The following is a 16,806-nucleotide window of genomic DNA, read 5'->3' on the forward strand; positions in this document are numbered from 1 at the left end:
GGATTTATGGATCACTTAATGAAAGAAGAAAGAGAAATTTTCAAGGGTGCTGCAAATATACAGTATCAAAAAGGGCCTGCAAGCGTATTGGGATATAACAAAGGAGGACATTTGACACTGACGAATCAAAGGCTGATTTTTATAGCGCACGCTTTGAATATAGGTCAAAGAGAATATTATATACCATTGAGTGAGATTAAATATGCACAAAATGGTTTTCATATTTTAACACCGACCCCCAATATGATAAAAATTGAGTGTAATAGTGGGGAAATATATAAATTTGTCGTAAAAGGGAAAGAAAAAGAAACATGGAAAAGATTGATCATGCAGTATGCGTTGGAAGTAAAACAAAAGAAGACGGTAGAATCAAATACTAATGTGTCAGTAAAATTCTGTAGTAACTGTGGGAATCAAATTTTGGCGAATGCAAAATTTTGTGGGAATTGTGGAATGAAGATACAACAATAGATAGAAGTAAGAAAAGAGGGGTAAATATGGGAAAAATATGCGTAAAGTGCGGCAATGAATTAAGTGATAATGCGAAATTTTGTACTAAATGTGGGATGCAGTGTGAAAACAGTATAAAAACAGTTGGAGTTGTAAAAGGGAGTAAGAAGAACAAGAAAAAAGTTATTTTAGTGGGAGTTAGTATCGTGGCGGTTGTATTGGTTATAGTTGGTATTGCAACCGGTTTTTTTTCGGATTTCAAAAAGGGGTATAAAGAAGTGGAAAAAGGCAATGTTGAGAAAGGGCGAGAGTCGGTCTTAACAAAAGATGGAAAAGCATATAAGATGACAGTACAAGAATATTGCGATAGATTTAACGAAATGGCAAATGAATCTTGGTGCAGTGGCGATGAAGAAATTTTTCGTATGGAAGTATATGAGGAAACTTTAGATTCACTACAAGAAGCAGCCGCCTATGATTCAGAGGTGGAAGAATTGATGGTTCAAACTATGACACCCCAGATGATACCTGGAACCACTTTGTTGGAGAGTGAGGATACAGAGGAACTTCCAAGTGGAGAAAATTACTTAAAATATACGTATACGAATCAGTATTCTTTTATTCCGGACAATATAGGGGTTCAGATTTTAGCTTTAAAAGATACGGACCAGATTGTAGGAATTACAGCACAATTTCCAATGGAGTATCGAAATGTCGGAGACAGATTCGGAAAATTAATTTGTGATTCATTTGGTGAAGATACAGATGAATTTCAAGAGCTGTATCTTAAAATGAAAGAAGCGGGCGGCTATGGCCATATGTATAAAGAGGGAACAGTGTTTGAGTTAATGTATTATAATAATTCGGAAGAAGCTGCTTTGTTTAAGATGAGTGCCTGTACGAAAGAGCATTATGAAGAAGCATGGGTAAATAATCCTGATTTACCGAGCAAAGAAAATCCGATTGTACATGATGAAGAAAATGCGGAAATTACTGATGAAGAAAATGCGGAAATTACTGATGAAGAAAATGCGGAAGTGAGTAATACAGAAGAAATTACTCATTCGGATTCAGGAACACAGTCAAATGAAATTCTTGAAATGTTCGATAATTTAATCTTCTATGAGGGAACATGGGGAGACTTTGGAGCACATGTGAATGAATATCAGGGCATGGTGGAAAGTACAATTAAAAATGCCATTTCCCTTTCAGAGTATTTTAGCGATGCGAATAGTACATATATGATTCTAGAAAAGAGAGTATTAAACGATGATGTGTTGGAGAATGGACAATCGGCAACAAATCAATTATATACGATTACTTTTGAAGGTCCGAGTATGACGGGAACAGGAGGAGCAAGATATTTGGAGTGTACGGTAAGCAGCCCGGATGGTGTGAATTTAGTTTACAATGAAATTTCTTATTATTGATTGCTGAATAGAAAATGCTTATAAAAGCATGGATGAAATTTCTTATTATTGATTGCTGAATAGAAAATGCTTATAAAAGCATGGATGAAATGCTGAATTAGTGATTTACAGAAGGCTGGCTACTGCCGGCCTTCTTAGTGTAAGAGCCGTTGCAATGGGGCTGCTTTGGCAGCACATATGGATCACATGACAGAACAACGCTGTTAGAAAGAAGATAAATGCAGAAAACTAAGTATAAGTTTTAATAATTTCTTCGGCAATCATCCGTTTCGTGATACAGCGGTCCATTGCCTGTTTTTCTATGTAACGGTGGGCCTCCGGCTCACTCATGGAGAGTTCACTGATCAGAAACCATTTCGCTTTGTTGACCAGGCGGATCTCAGCCATTTTTTCTTCAATGGATAAAGATTTTTTTTCAAATTGCCGTAAGTATCCTCTGGCACTTTCCATCCAGTTCAGGGCATGGAGCAAGGTGGATTTTGAGATTGGCTTTGGCAGTGTGAAGACTCCATATTCAGCAACTTTGTCATGAATACTGTCATGAATATCATTTTTTACCATGAGAAGTACGATAGATTGTTTGGCGGTACAGATATCAATCGCGAAACGAGTACCGGCATCGTCCGGTAAAGGAGCGTTGATGAGAACAAAATCAAAAGTCTTTTCTGCAAGCACTCGTTTGGCGGCGCTGACACTTGCGGCGGTATGGATGAGAGAATATCTCGTTTCGGGGAGAATGGCGGCAAAGGCCGAGTTAAAATTATCTGCTGCGGATACAACGAGTATACTGTAAACACGTTCTTTTAAACTCATTTTGCACCTTCTCCTTTTTTATTCATATAAACTAGTGTCTGCGATAGATATCTAAGATGGCGTCCGGTATATATTTCTTGATGAAATCGCTGTCGGCGGCAACCTCACAGGCAGATTTAAAATCTTGCGGAAGCTGTCTGAAACCTGCTAGTATATCTGCATCTGCCGTGTACAGATTAATATCGGCAGGGCTCGGAAGCTTTTTGGGGTTTTGGATTCCGTCAAGAACTGCATAGATCAATAGTGCAAATGCCAGGTAAGTATTTGCGGATGGATCCGGCGAACGAAGTTCTGCGCGCTGGTACTTATCCGCGGCGGCAGGCACTCTGACAAGCTGGGAACGGTTTTCACGGGACCAGGAAATATATTTTGGAGCCTTATTGTTGCCCAGACGTTCATAGGAATCTTCGGATGGATTTAAAAATACAGTCATATCTGACACTTTATCCAGAATACCTGCTATCATATCATACATACGATCTGTATCATCCGGGGATTTTACGGATATATTGATGTGGAATCCGTTTCCCGGTTTGTTTTTCAGTGGCTTTGGGCTGAAATCGGCAAAGATTCCGTTGACCCGGGCGATTGTTTTTACGACGGTTTGGAAAGTCATGGCATTGTCAGCAGCAGTCAGCGGATCTGAATAGCGGAAATCAATCTCGTTTTGTCCCGGTCCTTCTTCGTGGTGTGAACTTTCCGGCTGTATCCCCATCTGTTCCAACATCAGGCATACCTCGCGGCGGATATTTTCACCTCGGTCTTCAGGAGCAATATCCATGTAGGACGCTTCATCATAAGGCTCTTTGGTCGGATTTCCGTTGTCATCCAATTTAAACAGATAAAATTCCTGTTCTGCGCCAAAGAAAAAACGATATCCCGCATCCGTGGCTTCTTTTACTGCATTCTTTAAAATAGAACGGGTATCACATGCGAATACTTCTCCGTTTGGATGTGTGATGGTACAGAACATCCGCACTACACGTCCATGTTCTGGTCTCCACGGCAAAGGCATCAGTGAGTCTGCATCCGGATGAAGAAAAAGATCAGAATGGTTTTCATCACCAAAACCGTCAATGGCGGATGCGTCAATGGCAATGCCATACTCAAAAGCGCGAGGTAGTTCCTCTGGCATGATGGATATGTTTTTTTGCTTCCCAAATACATCACAAAAGGCAAGGCGGATGAATTTTACATCCTCTTCCTGTACATATTGGATAACCTCTTCTTTTGAATATTTCATAAATCTACCTACTTTCTTTTCTAACATCATTTTGAGGGATGTGAAATTAATTCGCAACATACATCTGTTTATATGGATTTTTGCTGTCCGGTGTGATGACTGTAAAAGGAGCAGACAAAAGCTTGTCCAAAGAATAGCCAAAATCTGCGCAGTATTCGGACAGATACTCCTGGATCTCGTCCAAATCCTTTGCGGATGCACATCTTGCCGTCACTTGTTTCGGAAAGAGGATGTTTTCGCAGCTGCCGCGCAGGAACATCTTGCCGCCATGCATGCCAGTACATGGAAAATTGCCCACGATCTGCCTGCCGTCCGTATGGAGTCCAAGAACGACGATTATGCCGCCTGCCTGATATTCTCCCAGAAAGCTTCCCGCATGCCCGCCGATGATCATAACAGGAACCTTTTCTTTGTAAGCTTTCATATGGATTCCAGCGCGGTATCCTGCGTTGCCCTGTACATAGATCTTTCCGCCTCGCATGGCGTAACCGGCAGCATCGCCGATATTGCCGCGGATCAGTATTTTGCCTTCGTTCATTGTGTCACCTACAGCGTCCTGCGCATTGGCATTTACAGTAATATGAGCATTATTTAAATATGCGCCCAGCGCATTTCCCGGTATTCCGTGAATGGTAAGTTTTTTATCCGACATGCCAGCTGCGATAAATCTCTGACCGCAGCATCCGTCGATCAAACAGTCGCTGTCTGAAGTGCGCAGCGCCTTATTTATAGCTCTGGAATCTAAACTTGTCGCATGGATGATTTCCATATTATATCACACCTTTCCCTAAATGTTTACATATTTTCGCGAATACATACGCATTATTCTCCGGCATGAGAAATACCAAGTATCTCCAACTCTTTCGATGTCAAGCCAATGCCGCGCAACATCAGCCTGTTCCCACGCAGAGCTTCGATGGAATTGATGCCCATGCCGCCCATCAGTTCTTTGATCTCGTGTTTCCACGCGGACAACAGATTGATCAGCCGTTTACTTCCGATTTCCGGGTCCAGCCTTTCTACGAGTTCGGGACGCTGGGTCGCGATGCCCCAATTGCATTTACCGCTCTGACAGGAGCGGCAGAGATGACAGCCCAGGGCTAAAAGGGCACCGGTGGCTACATAGCAGGCATCCGCGCCAAGGGCAACGGCTTTTACCACATCGGCGGCGCTTCGGATACTTCCGCCGACTACAAGAGATACAGTATTGCGTATGCCCTCATCACGCAGACGCTGGTCAACCGCTGCCAGGGCAAGTTCGATTGGAATGCCTACGTTATCACGGATCCTGGTAGGAGCAGCCCCCGTCCCACCCCGGAAACCGTCGATGGCAATGATATCAGCGCCGCTTCGCGCGATTCCGCTTGCAATGGCGGCAATATTGTGAACTGCGGCAACTTTTACGATAACAGGTTTTTTATATTCCGTAGCTTCTTTTAGAGAGAAGACAAGCTGACGTAAATCTTCAATCGAGTAGATATCATGGTGAGGGGCGGGAGAGATTGCGTCTGAACCTGTGGGGATCATACGGGTACGGGATACATCTCCTACGATTTTTGTTCCCGGGAGATGACCGCCGATACCCGGTTTTGCGCCCTGTCCCATTTTAATTTCAATCGCAGCACCTGTCTTCAGATATTTTTCGTGGACACCGAAACGTCCGGAAGCTACCTGGACGATCGTGTTTTTGCCATAGCAGTAAAAATCTTCATGCAGACCGCCTTCCCCGGTGTTATATAAGATATTGAGTTTGTTTGCAGCCACTGCCAGAGCTTTATGTGCATTGTAACTGATAGATCCGTAACTCATGGCAGAGAACAAGACCGGCATAGAAAGTTTTAGCTGTGGCGGCAGCGTACAGTCTAATTTTCCATCTTCTGTACGACCTGCCTTTTGTGGCTTTTTCCCAAGATACACCCTGGTTTCCATAGGTTCCCGCAGAGGATCGATGGGAGGGTTAGTGACCTGGGAAGCATTGATCAGGATCTTATCCCAGTATACGGGAAAAGATTTCGGATTGCCCATAGAGGATAAAAGGACACCGCCGCTGTTGGCCTGTTTGTAGATCTCTTTGACGATATCGTTCTGCCAGTTGGTATTTTCACGAAGCGTACAGTCGGTTTTTACTATTTTTAATGCCCTGGTCGGACAGAAGGAAACACAGCGCTGGCAGTTTACACATTTGGTTTCATCACACTGCATAATCTTGTATTCTTTATCGTAGCTGTGGACTTCATTGGCACATTGGCGTTCACAAATGCGACAGGCAATACATCTGTTTTCATTTCTGATGATCTCAAATTCCGGATAAATAAATTCTATACTCATTAAAACGCACCTTCCTTTACTTTCACAATGACAGGTTCTCCACCGGAAGGAGACCAGATATTTTCTGCGTCTGGTTCCATAGTCCGAATAGCGGCTTCTTCGCTGGCGATGAATACTTTATCGTCTTTTTCGCCGACTACTGTCGAGCGGAGTTTCAGGCGGTCGTTCAGCGCCATCAATCCGCCGTTAAATCCCAACACAATAGAAAAAGGTCCGGTCACGAGCAGGCTTGGAAAGAGTGTTCTGAGATAGATATGCTTTCTTTGGTCTTCCAAATCTGTTTTTGCGGAAATCGTACTCCAGAACGGAGCGGCAATAACACTTGCTGCCTCGCCAAGGGTGAGACCCTGGACACGAAGAAGATAGTCCATGATATAAGTAATGACTTCTGTGTCGGTCTGAAGGGTACATTTATACCCAAACATTTCGATAAATCGACGGTTGGCATCATAGGAAGAAATTTCTCCGTTATGTACGACAGAATAATCGAGCAGTGTAAAGGGGTGTGCGCCGCCCCACCATCCGGGAGTATTCGTCGGGTAACGCCCGTGAGCAGTCCAGGAATAGCCTTCATATTCCTCCAGCTTATAAAAAACACCGACGTCTTCCGGGAAACCTACTGCCTTGAAAGTCCCCATGTTCTTGCCGCTGGAAAATACATAGGCGCCGGGCAGTTTGGCGTTGATCTTCATAACTGTTCTGGCGACAAATTCTTTTTCATCCAGCTGCAGAGAAACTAAGACGGATTTCAGCGGAGCAATAAAATATCTCCATATAATAGGCTCATCTGTAATTGTTGGGATCTTGCGGGTCGGTATGATCTCAGACTGAACGATTTCAAACTGCTCTTTTAAGAAAGCCTCACATTGCTTTCTCGTATCTCGAGTATCAAAAAACATATGTAGCGCATAAAACTCTTTATATGCGGGATAAATACCGTAACCGGCAAAACCTCCTCCCAAACCGTTGGAGCGATCATGCATGGGCTTCATAGAATTTGTGATCATTTCACCGGACATCTTATTTCCGTTTTTGGAAATCACTGCCGAGATCGCACATCCGGAAGGAATCCTTACTTCACCCTCAATCTTCATAACCCTTTTACCTTCCTTTCAGAATAAATAAAAAAGCAAACGCATTCATTTTAGGACAGAGAGAATCTGCTCTAAAAATGAACGCCTTTGCTCATATCCAATATTTATACAGCGGATGGCAGGTTTTGTCAAGAAAAAAGAAAAATTATGGCATGATTCAAAAAAAATTAAAAAAAGATACGGCGAGAAAATAAAAAAAGGGATTGACAAACGATTTTTTCAGGTGTATTATCCAACACGTAAAGGCAAGGGCGTCTTTGAGAAAAAGTTCTCAGAGGCGTCTTTTACTTTATAAACGAAAATATATAGAAGTTGATGGAAAAGGCAAGGGTGTCTTTTAAGTGCGTAAAAAGAGCATAAGACCCCTTGCCTCTTTGTTTTCAAATTGAGAGGAGTGGAAGTATGAAGAGTGTACCAGATTTTTTCGGATGTAAAGTATTTGATGACAGGGTGATGAAGGCAAAGTTGTCAGCGGCAGTCTATCAGTCGTTGAGAAAGACGATCGATGAGGGCGCAAAACTGGATATCAGTGTGGCGAACGCAGTCGCGGCAGCCATGAAAGACTGGGCGGTCGCCCATGGAGCAACGCATTATACCCACTGGTTTCAGCCGCTTACTGGTGTGACGGCAGAAAAACATGATAGTTTTATTTCGCCGTCACCGGATGGCGGAGTGATCATGGAATTCTCCGGAAAGGAACTGATCAAAGGTGAACCGGATGCGTCTTCTTTCCCATCCGGCGGACTTAGAGCGACCTTTGAAGCAAGAGGGTATACTGCATGGGATCCAACCTCTTATGCATTTATCAAAGAGAAGACCTTATGTATTCCTACGGCGTTCTGTTCCTACGGAGGAGAAGCGTTAGATAAGAAGACACCGCTGCTGCGTTCGATGGAAGCACTGAATAAACAGGCCATGCGTATCCTTCATCTGTTTGGAAATGACGAGGTAAAATGTGTACGTACTTCAGTAGGACCGGAACAGGAATATTTCCTCATCACAAAAGAAATGTATGAGCAGAGAAAAGATCTTCGCTTTACAGGACGTACCCTTTTTGGAGCAAAACCGCCAAAGGGACAAGAAATGGATGATCACTATTTTGGCGTGATCAAGCCCAAAGTAGCCGCATATATGGAAGAATTAAATGAAGAACTTTGGAAACTGGGTATCTTGGCTAAGACGGAACATAATGAGGTGGCTCCGGCACAGCATGAACTTGCGCCAATCTATACAACAACGAATATCGCTACAGATCATAATCAGCTGACAATGGAGATCATGCAGAAAGTCGCGGAAAAACATGGGCTTGTCTGCCTTCTTCATGAAAAACCATTTGCAGGAGTAAACGGAAGCGGCAAACATAATAACTGGTCGCTTACCACAGACAAAGGGACAAATCTGCTATCTCCGGGTGAAACTCCGTATGAAAACGCGCAATTTTTGTTGTTTTTGTGTGCTGTGATCAAAGCGGTCGACGATTATCAGGATCTGCTCCGCCTATCTGTGGCAACAGCCGGAAATGATCATAGACTTGGCGCGAATGAAGCGCCTCCGGCAGTAGTATCCATATTCCTTGGAGATGAGTTAAACGCGGTATTGGAAGCGATCGAGGAAGGTACGCTATACACGGGGACTGAAAAAACACAGATGAAACTTGGCGTGAATGTACTTCCGAAGTTTAACCGGGATACCACAGATCGTAACCGTACTTCACCATTTGCCTTTACCGGAAATAAATTTGAGTTCCGCATGCTGGGATCGTCCAACAGTATTGCCTGCGCGAATATCATGCTGAACAGCGCGGTGGCGGAAAGCCTGAAGATTTATGCGGACAGACTGGAAAAAGCGGAAAACTTTGAAGATACGCTGCATGCAATGATACGAAAGACGATCAAAGATCATAAGCATATTATTTTTAATGGGAACGGATATGACGATACATGGATCATGGAAGCGACAGAGAAGAGAGGGCTTCTTAATTATCGCACGACACCGGATTGTATGCCGCATCTTTTAGATGAAAAGAATGTACGCATGCTGACATCTCATAAGGTGTTCTCAGAGGCAGAATTAAGATCCAGATGTGAGATCATGCTGGATAATTATTGTAAAACGGTACTGATAGAAGCAAATACCATGATCGATATGGCAAAGACGGAGATCGATCCGGCAGTAAGCGCCTATGTATTGGAACTTGCCAAAACAGCGGCAGCAAAAAAAGAAGTAGACGCGTCTATTTCCTGCAGTTATGAAGCAGTACTGCTGAAGAAGCTGACAAGGCTGGAAGAGCAGATAGCAGTCAGAGCTGAAGAACTGAAGGAAGCCGTGATGAAGGTAGAGGAAATAAAGGACGTCAGTGAAGAAGCTTATATGATCCGTGATATCGTATTGGGGAAAATGGGGGAACTGCGGGTTGCCTGTGACGAGGCAGAAACGATCACAGCAAAGAAATACTGGCCGTTTCCGACTTATTCTGATCTGTTGTTCGGCGTAAAATAAGTGTGTATTGCAAAGAAAGAAGGAATGATTATGACATATAGTGCAGTGAATACGATTTGGGTATTGATAGGGGCAGCGTTAGTGTTTTTCATGCAGGCTGGGTTCTCTATGTGTGAAGCAGGATTTACCAGAGCAAAGAATACAGGGAATATACTGATGAAGAATCTGATGGATTTTTGTATAGGTACACCGGCATTCTGGCTGGTAGGATTTGGCCTGATGTTTGGAAGCGGTTCTGCGGTCATAGGGACTTTTGATCCGATGATCAAGGGAGATTATAGTTCTATTTTGCCTGCGGGAGTTCCGCTGTGGGCATTTGTGATTTTCCAGACTGTTTTTTGCGCGACATCTGCTACGATCGTGTCCGGAGCAATGGCTGAGAGAACAAAATTCAGTGCGTACTGCATATATTCAGCAGTAATTTCTCTTTTGATTTACCCTATTTCAGGACACTGGATCTGGGGAGGCGGATGGCTGTCCCAGATGGGCTTTCACGATTTCGCGGGCTCTACGGCCGTGCATATGGTAGGGGGGCTCTGCGCGCTGATCGGGGCAAAGATCTTAGGACCTCGTATTGGAAAATACGATAAAGACGGGAAACCACAGGCTATCCTCGGGCATAACCTTACCTTTGCGGCGCTTGGCGTATTTATTCTCTGGTTCTGCTGGTTTGGGTTTAATGGCGCTTCTACGGTAGGTATGGACAGTGACGCTTTGGTGGAAACGGCGGGAAGAGTATTCTTTAACACAAACATGGCAGCTGCCGTAGCCTGCTGTACAACTTTAGTCTTCACGTGGATTCGTTATAAGAAGCCGGATGTCTCTATGACATACAATGCGGCTTTGGCGGGACTCGTAGGCATTACGGCAGGATGTGATGCGGTAAGCCCGGTGGGCGCCGTAGTCATTGGTATCGTATGTGGCATTTTAGTTGTATTATCTGTTGAGTTTTTTGATAAAATAGCAAAAGTCGACGATCCGGTCGGAGCGGTATCTGTTCATTTTGTATGCGGCGCGACAGGAACAGTTCTTACAGGATTATTTGCGACAGGCGTGACGACAGAAGCCGGACTTTTCTATGGAGGCGGAGGACATTTCCTTGGCGTGCAGGTAATCGGGGTTCTTTCTGTTGCCGTTTATGTGGCTGTGATCATTACCATTATATTTTTGGCGATCAAGCATACGATCGGACTTCGTGCAGACGCAGAAGATGAGATAGCCGGACTGGATGTATCTGAACATGGCCTGTTGACGGCATATGCCGGTTTTGCAATGTATCCGGATACAGTGACAGAGGACGAAGGCGTTGCCCCGGTGATGGTAACAGGAGATATTCCCGAGGCAGAAGCAATCCCGGTGAAGAAAGTTCCGGCTTTTGAGGAAGGAACAGCAAAGTTTACAAAAATAGAGATCGTATGTAAAGAATCCCGATTTGAGGTATTGAAGAGTGCAATGATGAGCATCGGTATTACCGGAATGACTGTCTCTCATGTTTTGGGATGTGGTGTGCAGAAAGGAAAACCGGAGTATTACCGAGGCATACAGGTAGAAGCGAATCTGCTTCCCAAAGTGCAGGTAGATATGGTCGTCAGTGCTGTTCCGGTTCGCAGAGTCATCGAGACTGCAAAGAAGGCGCTTTATACCGGACATATCGGCGATGGGAAGATATTCGTCTACGATGTGGAAAATGTTGTCAAGGTAAGAACCGGTGAAGAGGGCTTTGATGCCCTTCAGGACGTAGAATAAAACAAAGAAACTGCATATAGCAAAAGCGTTTGAGAAAAGAGAAGTAATACAGGTGATCACTTACAGAGAGTGTGGAATAGTGAGAACCATGCGGCAGAGCCTGTATGAATAACACTTTTTGAGCTGCAATCTGAACGGGATTTTACCTTAGTAGGTGCGACGCTGCGCCAGGCGTTAATGGCAGAACCGTCAGAAGGTTTGGAAATGAGGGGAAAAATAGGTGGCACCGCGAGCACAGCACTTGCCCTATAGGATGCTGAATTATATATATTTACGGAGGTACAGATATATGTGTTCTATTATGGGATATTGCAGCTGCAGTGCTGCCATTGATGTTTTTATGGAAGGATTTAGAAAAACGATATCCAGAGGTCCGGACGACAGCAGAGTGGTCGATACGGGAGACGGGATCCTGGGGTTTCACAGATTGTCGATTATGGGACTGACGCCGACGGGTATGCAGCCATTCCAGCGCGGAAAAAGCTATGTGGTCTGCAATGGAGAAATTTACGGCTTTAAAAAGCTAAAAGAAGAACTGTCAAAGAAATATACATTCCAGAGCGATTCGGATTGTGAGATCCTTTTGCCGCTTTATCAGGAATATGGCGTCGATATGTTTGCTATGCTGGATGCGGAGTTTGCATGCATCATCTACGATGGAGAAGCCGGAGAATTTATCGCGGCACGAGATCCGATCGGGATCCGGCCGTTATATTACGGATATGATAAAGAAAGAGCCGTTATTTTTGCCAGTGAAGCGAAAAATCTGGTAGGACTGACAGATAAGATCATGCCGTTTCCGCCGGGATATTATTATAAAGGCGGGCAGTTTATCTGTTACTGTGATATTTCTAAAGTGGATACGGTCTGTCACGATGATCTGGAAACCGTCTGTGGGAAGATCCATGATAAACTGTCTGCCGGTGTAGAAAAACGCCTTGTAGCCGACGCAAAAGTAGGCTTTTTGCTTTCCGGCGGACTGGACTCTTCTTTGGTATGTGCCATTGCAGCGAAGAAGAACAAGGAACCGATTAAAACATTTGCTATAGGTATGAGTGAAGACGCTATCGATTTGAAATACGCGAAACAGGCAGCGGATTATATCAAAAGCGACCATACGGAGATTTATATGACACCGGAGGAAGTGATCTCTTCACTGGAAACGGTCGTTTATCTGCTTGGGACCTATGATATCACAACGATCCGTGCCTCTGTGGGAATGTACCTGGTATGTAAGGCCATCCATGAACAGACCGATATCCGGGTACTCTTGACCGGCGAGATATCCGATGAATTATTCGGATATAAATATACAGATTTTGCGCCGGATGCGAAAGCTTTTCAGGAAGAATCACAGAAAAGGCTCCATGAACTTCATATGTACGATGTTTTGCGCGCGGACCGCTGCATATCCGTAAATTCGCTGGAAGCAAGAGTCCCGTTTGGAGATCTGGATTTTGTGAAATATGTGATGGCGGTAGATCCTAAATTAAAGATCAATACGTATGGAAAAGGAAAATATTTGCTGCGCCATGCATTTGAGAGGGACGGGTACCTGCCGGATGAAATCCTTTGGAGAGAAAAAGCTGCGTTTTCAGACGCGGTAGGTCACTCTATGGTCGATTACCTGAAGGAATATGCAGAAACTAAGTATACAGATGTAGAATTTAAAAGCAGATCTGCAAGCTACTCCTATGCCAGACCTTTCACGAAAGAATCTTTATTATATAGAGAAATTTTTGAAAAATACTATCCGGGACAGGCGGAGATGGTGACTGGTTTTTGGATGCCGAACAAGGAGTGGGAAGGCTGCGATGTAGACGATCCGTCTGCCAGAGTACTTTCTAACTATGGAGACAGCGGAAAATAAGTAGTGAAAAATAAATGGAAGTAATCCTTAAATACCTATTGACATAGTAGGAAAATGTACATATAATAACAGGAAAATATATACCCACTAAAAAGATGGGAATAAGGAGGATCTATGGAAGTTTATTTCGAAAAGCTTGTACGAGCAAACTTTCGTTTTGGTCGAATGTGATGATCTGGTGTAACTGCTGATTGAGATCATAAAATGAATAAACGAAAGGAAAGATAATATGTCAAAATACAGATTTGAAACACTCCAACTCCATGTAGGACAGGAAACTCCGGATTCTGCTACAGATGCGCGCGCAGTTCCTATTTATGCAACCACGTCTTATGTTTTCCACGATTGCGCCCACGCAGCGGCGCGGTTTGGACTTACAGATCCTGGCAATATTTACGGACGGCTAACGAACTCTACGCAGGAGGTTCTGGAAAAGCGTGTGGCTGCTTTAGAAGGAGGAGCTGCAGCTCTGGCTCTTTCTTCGGGAGCAGCTGCCATTACATATACCTTACAGGCTCTGGGACAGAACGGCGGGCACATTGTGGCACAGAAAACAATCTACGGAGGCAGCTATAATCTATTGGCACATACACTGCCTGGTTTTGGAATAACGGCTTCCTTTGTCAATATACATGACCTGCATGAAGTAGAAGCTGCTATTCGGGAAGACACAAGGGCGATCTACATAGAAACACTGGGCAATCCAAACAGTGATATTCCGAATATAGATGCATTGGCGGAACTTGCGCATAGACATGGGGTGCCGCTTGTCGTAGATAATACTTTTGGCACACCGTATTTCATACGTCCCATTGAGCACGGAGCAGATATTGTGGTACATTCTGCCACGAAATTCTTAGGCGGGCACGGAACTACGCTTGGCGGGATTATCGTAGACGGAGGAAATTTCGATTGGACTGCTTCCGGGAAATATGGGGCGATTGCTGAAGCAAATCCAAGTTATCATGGCGTTTCCTTTGTGAAAGCCGCAGGACCGGCAGCCTTTGTTACCTATATCCGCGCAATTCTGCTTAGAGATACGGGAGCAGCCATTTCTCCGTTTGCCGCGTTTTTATTGCTGCAGGGAATCGAAACATTATCGCTGCGCTTGGAGCGCCATGCGAAAAATACGAAGAAGGTGGTAGAATTTTTAGATGGTCATCCACAAGTTGAAAAAGTAAATCATCCCGCTCTTTCCTCCCATCCTGACCATGCTCTTTATCAGAAGTATTTCCCGAATGGCGGAGCCTCTATTTTTACATTTGATATTAAAGGCGGGAAGGAAGAAGCTTACAGGTTCATAGATAATCTGCGGATATTCTCACTGCTTGCAAATGTAGCTGATGTGAAGAGCCTTGTGATTCATCCGGCGACCACAACACACAGTCAGCTTTCCCCTGAGGAACTGGCCGAGCAGGAGATTAAACCAAACACGATACGACTTTCGATCGGAACAGAACATATAGAAGATATCATTGATGATCTGCGGCATGGTTTCCGTGCGGTACAAGAAAATAAAGAAGGATAAAAGTACTACTTGTTTTTGCTGCCACGTGTTTTTTGCAATAAATAGATTGACAAGATAAAAGGGAAGCGGTAAAATAGCATGGGTAAAGGCAAAGGCGTCTTTAAGTTGAGAATACACTTAAAGGGGCTTTTGCCTCTTTTTGCATTCAAAAATACAGAAAATGCTTTTATTTTGGAGGAGAAGTGTGATGACAAAATATATTTTTGTGACCGGAGGCGTTGTATCCGGTCTGGGGAAGGGGATTACAGCAGCTTCTCTCGGGCGGCTTTTGAAAGCAAGAGGGCTGAAAGTGGCGGCACAGAAACTGGATCCATATATTAATGTAGATCCCGGTACCATGAGTCCGTACCAGCATGGAGAGGTATATGTGACGGAAGACGGCGCGGAAACAGATCTGGATCTCGGTCACTATGAGCGGTTTATTGATGAAGATCTGAATAAATATTCTAATCTGACGACCGGAAAGGTATATTGGAACGTACTGAATAAAGAACGCAGAGGAGAATACCTTGGCTCTACGGTGCAGGTCATTCCTCATATCACAAATGAAATTAAAGAATTTGTATACCGCGTAGGGAAAAAGACAGATGCAGATGTGGTGATCACAGAAATCGGCGGTACGATAGGAGATATTGAATCGCAGCCGTTTCTGGAGGCGGTACGTCAGATATCTCTGGAGGTTGGCAGGGAAAACAGTCTGTTTATCCACGTGACACTGGTTCCTTATCTGAGCGGTTCAGAAGAACATAAATCCAAACCTACGCAGCATTCGGTCAAGGAACTGCGGGGAATGGGGATCAATCCTAATATTATCGTACTGCGTTCCGACAAGCCATTAGAGAAATCAATCTTTCAGAAAATCTCTCTTTTCTGCGATGTGAAGCCGGATTGTGTGATTGAGAACAGAACAGTATCAAATCTTTATGAAGCGCCGCTTATGCTGGAAAAATCAGGTTTTTCTTCGGTTGTGTGCAGAGAACTGCATATGGATGTTCCGAAACCGGATCTAAAAGAATGGGAGCAGATGGCAGAACGTATACGAAATCGTTCCAAAGAGGTACATATCGGACTTGTAGGAAAGTATGTAAAACTTCATGACGCATATCTATCGGTGGCGGAAGCTATGAGCCATGCAGGCTATGAACTGAATGTTTTTGTCAGGATCCACTGGATTGATTCGGAGACAATTTCCGAAGAAAACGTGCAGGAGATATTCCATGGCCTGCATGGGATCATAGTGCCGGGAGGCTTTGGAAACCGCGGTATTGAAGGAATGCTTCTGTCTGCTAAATATGCCCGTGAAAATAATCTGCCTTATTTTGGCATTTGTCTGGGGATGCAGATCGCTGTCATAGAATTTGCGAGAGATGTCGCCGGGTTAAGCGATGCACATTCCGGAGAATTTGACGAACAGTGTGCCGATAAGGTGATCGACTTTATGCCCGGGCAAAGCAATGAGATCGATAAAGGAGGTACTCTGCGTCTGGGAAGCTATCCGTGTGTCATCCGCCCGGGAACACAGATGGAAAAATGTTATGGATCTGACGTGATACGCGAACGTCACCGCCATCGGTATGAGTTTAACAATGAATATCGTGAGAAGCTGACAGTAGCAGGACTTGTGTTAAGTGGAACTTCTCCGGACAATAGACTGGTGGAAACCGTGGAACTGCCTGAACATCCTTTTTTTGTAGGAGTACAGTTTCATCCAGAATTTAAGAGTCGTCCGAATCAGGCGCATCCACTGTTTAAAGGCTTTATTTCGGCTGCATTAAAGCAGGCGTGTGAAAAGAAGGAGTAGAAAG

12 protein-coding genes are annotated in these 16,806 nt (G+C 44.2%); 7 read left to right on the plus strand and 5 right to left on the minus strand.

Annotated features, from left to right (window positions below; all coding sequences use genetic code 11):
* The first annotated feature begins 6 nt into the window (after nucleotides 1-6).
* Together WKT01_RS03525 and WKT01_RS03530 are read left to right on the plus strand one after the other, a co-directional pair.
* Nucleotides 7-471 (plus strand): zinc-ribbon domain-containing protein, encoded by a 465-nt coding sequence (locus tag WKT01_RS03525; RefSeq protein ID WP_117974062.1) that lies wholly within the window; start codon nucleotides 7-9, stop codon nucleotides 469-471.
* A gap of 26 nt (nucleotides 472-497) precedes the next feature.
* Complete coding sequence (locus WKT01_RS03530) at nucleotides 498-1,880, plus strand: zinc ribbon domain-containing protein (RefSeq protein WP_059068080.1); 1,383 nt, start codon at nucleotides 498-500, stop codon at nucleotides 1,878-1,880.
* Nucleotides 1,881-2,108: 228 nt separating this feature from the next.
* Here the strand turns inward: WKT01_RS03530 and WKT01_RS03535 are convergent, their stop codons facing one another.
* Genes WKT01_RS03535 through WKT01_RS03555 form a run of 5 tightly spaced genes read right to left on the minus strand, consistent with a single transcriptional unit; the run spans nucleotide 2,109 to nucleotide 7,358 of the window.
* Nucleotides 2,109-2,693, minus strand: a complete 585-nt coding sequence (locus tag WKT01_RS03535) for an ANTAR domain-containing response regulator (protein ID WP_059068082.1) — start codon at nucleotides 2,691-2,693, stop codon at nucleotides 2,109-2,111.
* A 31-nt stretch (nucleotides 2,694-2,724) separates the two neighbouring features.
* Nucleotides 2,725-3,936 carry a glutamine synthetase family protein gene (locus tag WKT01_RS03540; protein ID WP_059068084.1) on the minus strand — a complete coding sequence of 404 codons (1,212 nt, stop codon included), beginning with the start codon at nucleotides 3,934-3,936 and terminating at the stop codon, nucleotides 2,725-2,727.
* A 46-nt stretch (nucleotides 3,937-3,982) separates the two neighbouring features.
* On the minus strand, nucleotides 3,983-4,705 hold the full coding sequence (locus WKT01_RS03545; protein ID WP_059068085.1) for a GltB/FmdC/FwdC-like GXGXG domain-containing protein: 723 nt from the start codon (nucleotides 4,703-4,705) through the stop codon (nucleotides 3,983-3,985).
* 53 nt (nucleotides 4,706-4,758) lie between these two features.
* Nucleotides 4,759-6,264 (minus strand): glutamate synthase-related protein, encoded by a 1,506-nt coding sequence (locus WKT01_RS03550; protein WP_267304083.1) that lies wholly within the window; start codon nucleotides 6,262-6,264, stop codon nucleotides 4,759-4,761.
* Nucleotides 6,264-7,358 carry a class II glutamine amidotransferase gene (locus WKT01_RS03555; RefSeq protein WP_117974066.1) on the minus strand — a complete coding sequence of 365 codons (1,095 nt, stop codon included), beginning with the start codon at nucleotides 7,356-7,358 and terminating at the stop codon, nucleotides 6,264-6,266. The genes WKT01_RS03550 and WKT01_RS03555 overlap by 1 nt, the downstream gene beginning before the upstream one ends.
* 402 nt (nucleotides 7,359-7,760) lie before the next feature.
* Between WKT01_RS03555 and WKT01_RS03560 the strand changes: the two genes are divergently transcribed.
* From WKT01_RS03560 to WKT01_RS03580, 5 genes are all read left to right on the plus strand, one after another.
* Nucleotides 7,761-9,857 carry a glutamine synthetase III family protein gene (locus WKT01_RS03560; RefSeq protein WP_117974070.1) on the plus strand — a complete coding sequence of 699 codons (2,097 nt, stop codon included), beginning with the start codon at nucleotides 7,761-7,763 and terminating at the stop codon, nucleotides 9,855-9,857.
* A 30-nt stretch (nucleotides 9,858-9,887) separates the two neighbouring features.
* Entirely contained in the window at nucleotides 9,888-11,603 is a 1,716-nt protein-coding gene (locus tag WKT01_RS03565) for an ammonium transporter (RefSeq protein ID WP_117974072.1), read from the plus strand.
* A gap of 289 nt (nucleotides 11,604-11,892) precedes the next feature.
* Nucleotides 11,893-13,473 (plus strand): asparagine synthase B, encoded by a 1,581-nt coding sequence (gene asnB / locus WKT01_RS03570; protein WP_340311453.1) that lies wholly within the window; start codon nucleotides 11,893-11,895, stop codon nucleotides 13,471-13,473.
* Nucleotides 13,474-13,702: 229 nt separating this feature from the next.
* Nucleotides 13,703-15,001, plus strand: a complete 1,299-nt coding sequence (locus WKT01_RS03575; protein WP_117974076.1) for an O-acetylhomoserine aminocarboxypropyltransferase/cysteine synthase family protein — start codon at nucleotides 13,703-13,705, stop codon at nucleotides 14,999-15,001.
* A gap of 187 nt (nucleotides 15,002-15,188) precedes the next feature.
* Nucleotides 15,189-16,802, plus strand: coding sequence for a CTP synthase (locus WKT01_RS03580; protein ID WP_117974078.1), 1,614 nt, complete (start codon nucleotides 15,189-15,191; stop codon nucleotides 16,800-16,802).
* Nucleotides 16,803-16,806 lie beyond the last annotated feature (4 nt).

The organism is Mediterraneibacter sp. ICN-202921 (assembly GCF_037890075.1).
Classification (GTDB): Bacteria; Bacillota; Clostridia; order Lachnospirales; family Lachnospiraceae; genus Mediterraneibacter; species Mediterraneibacter massiliensis.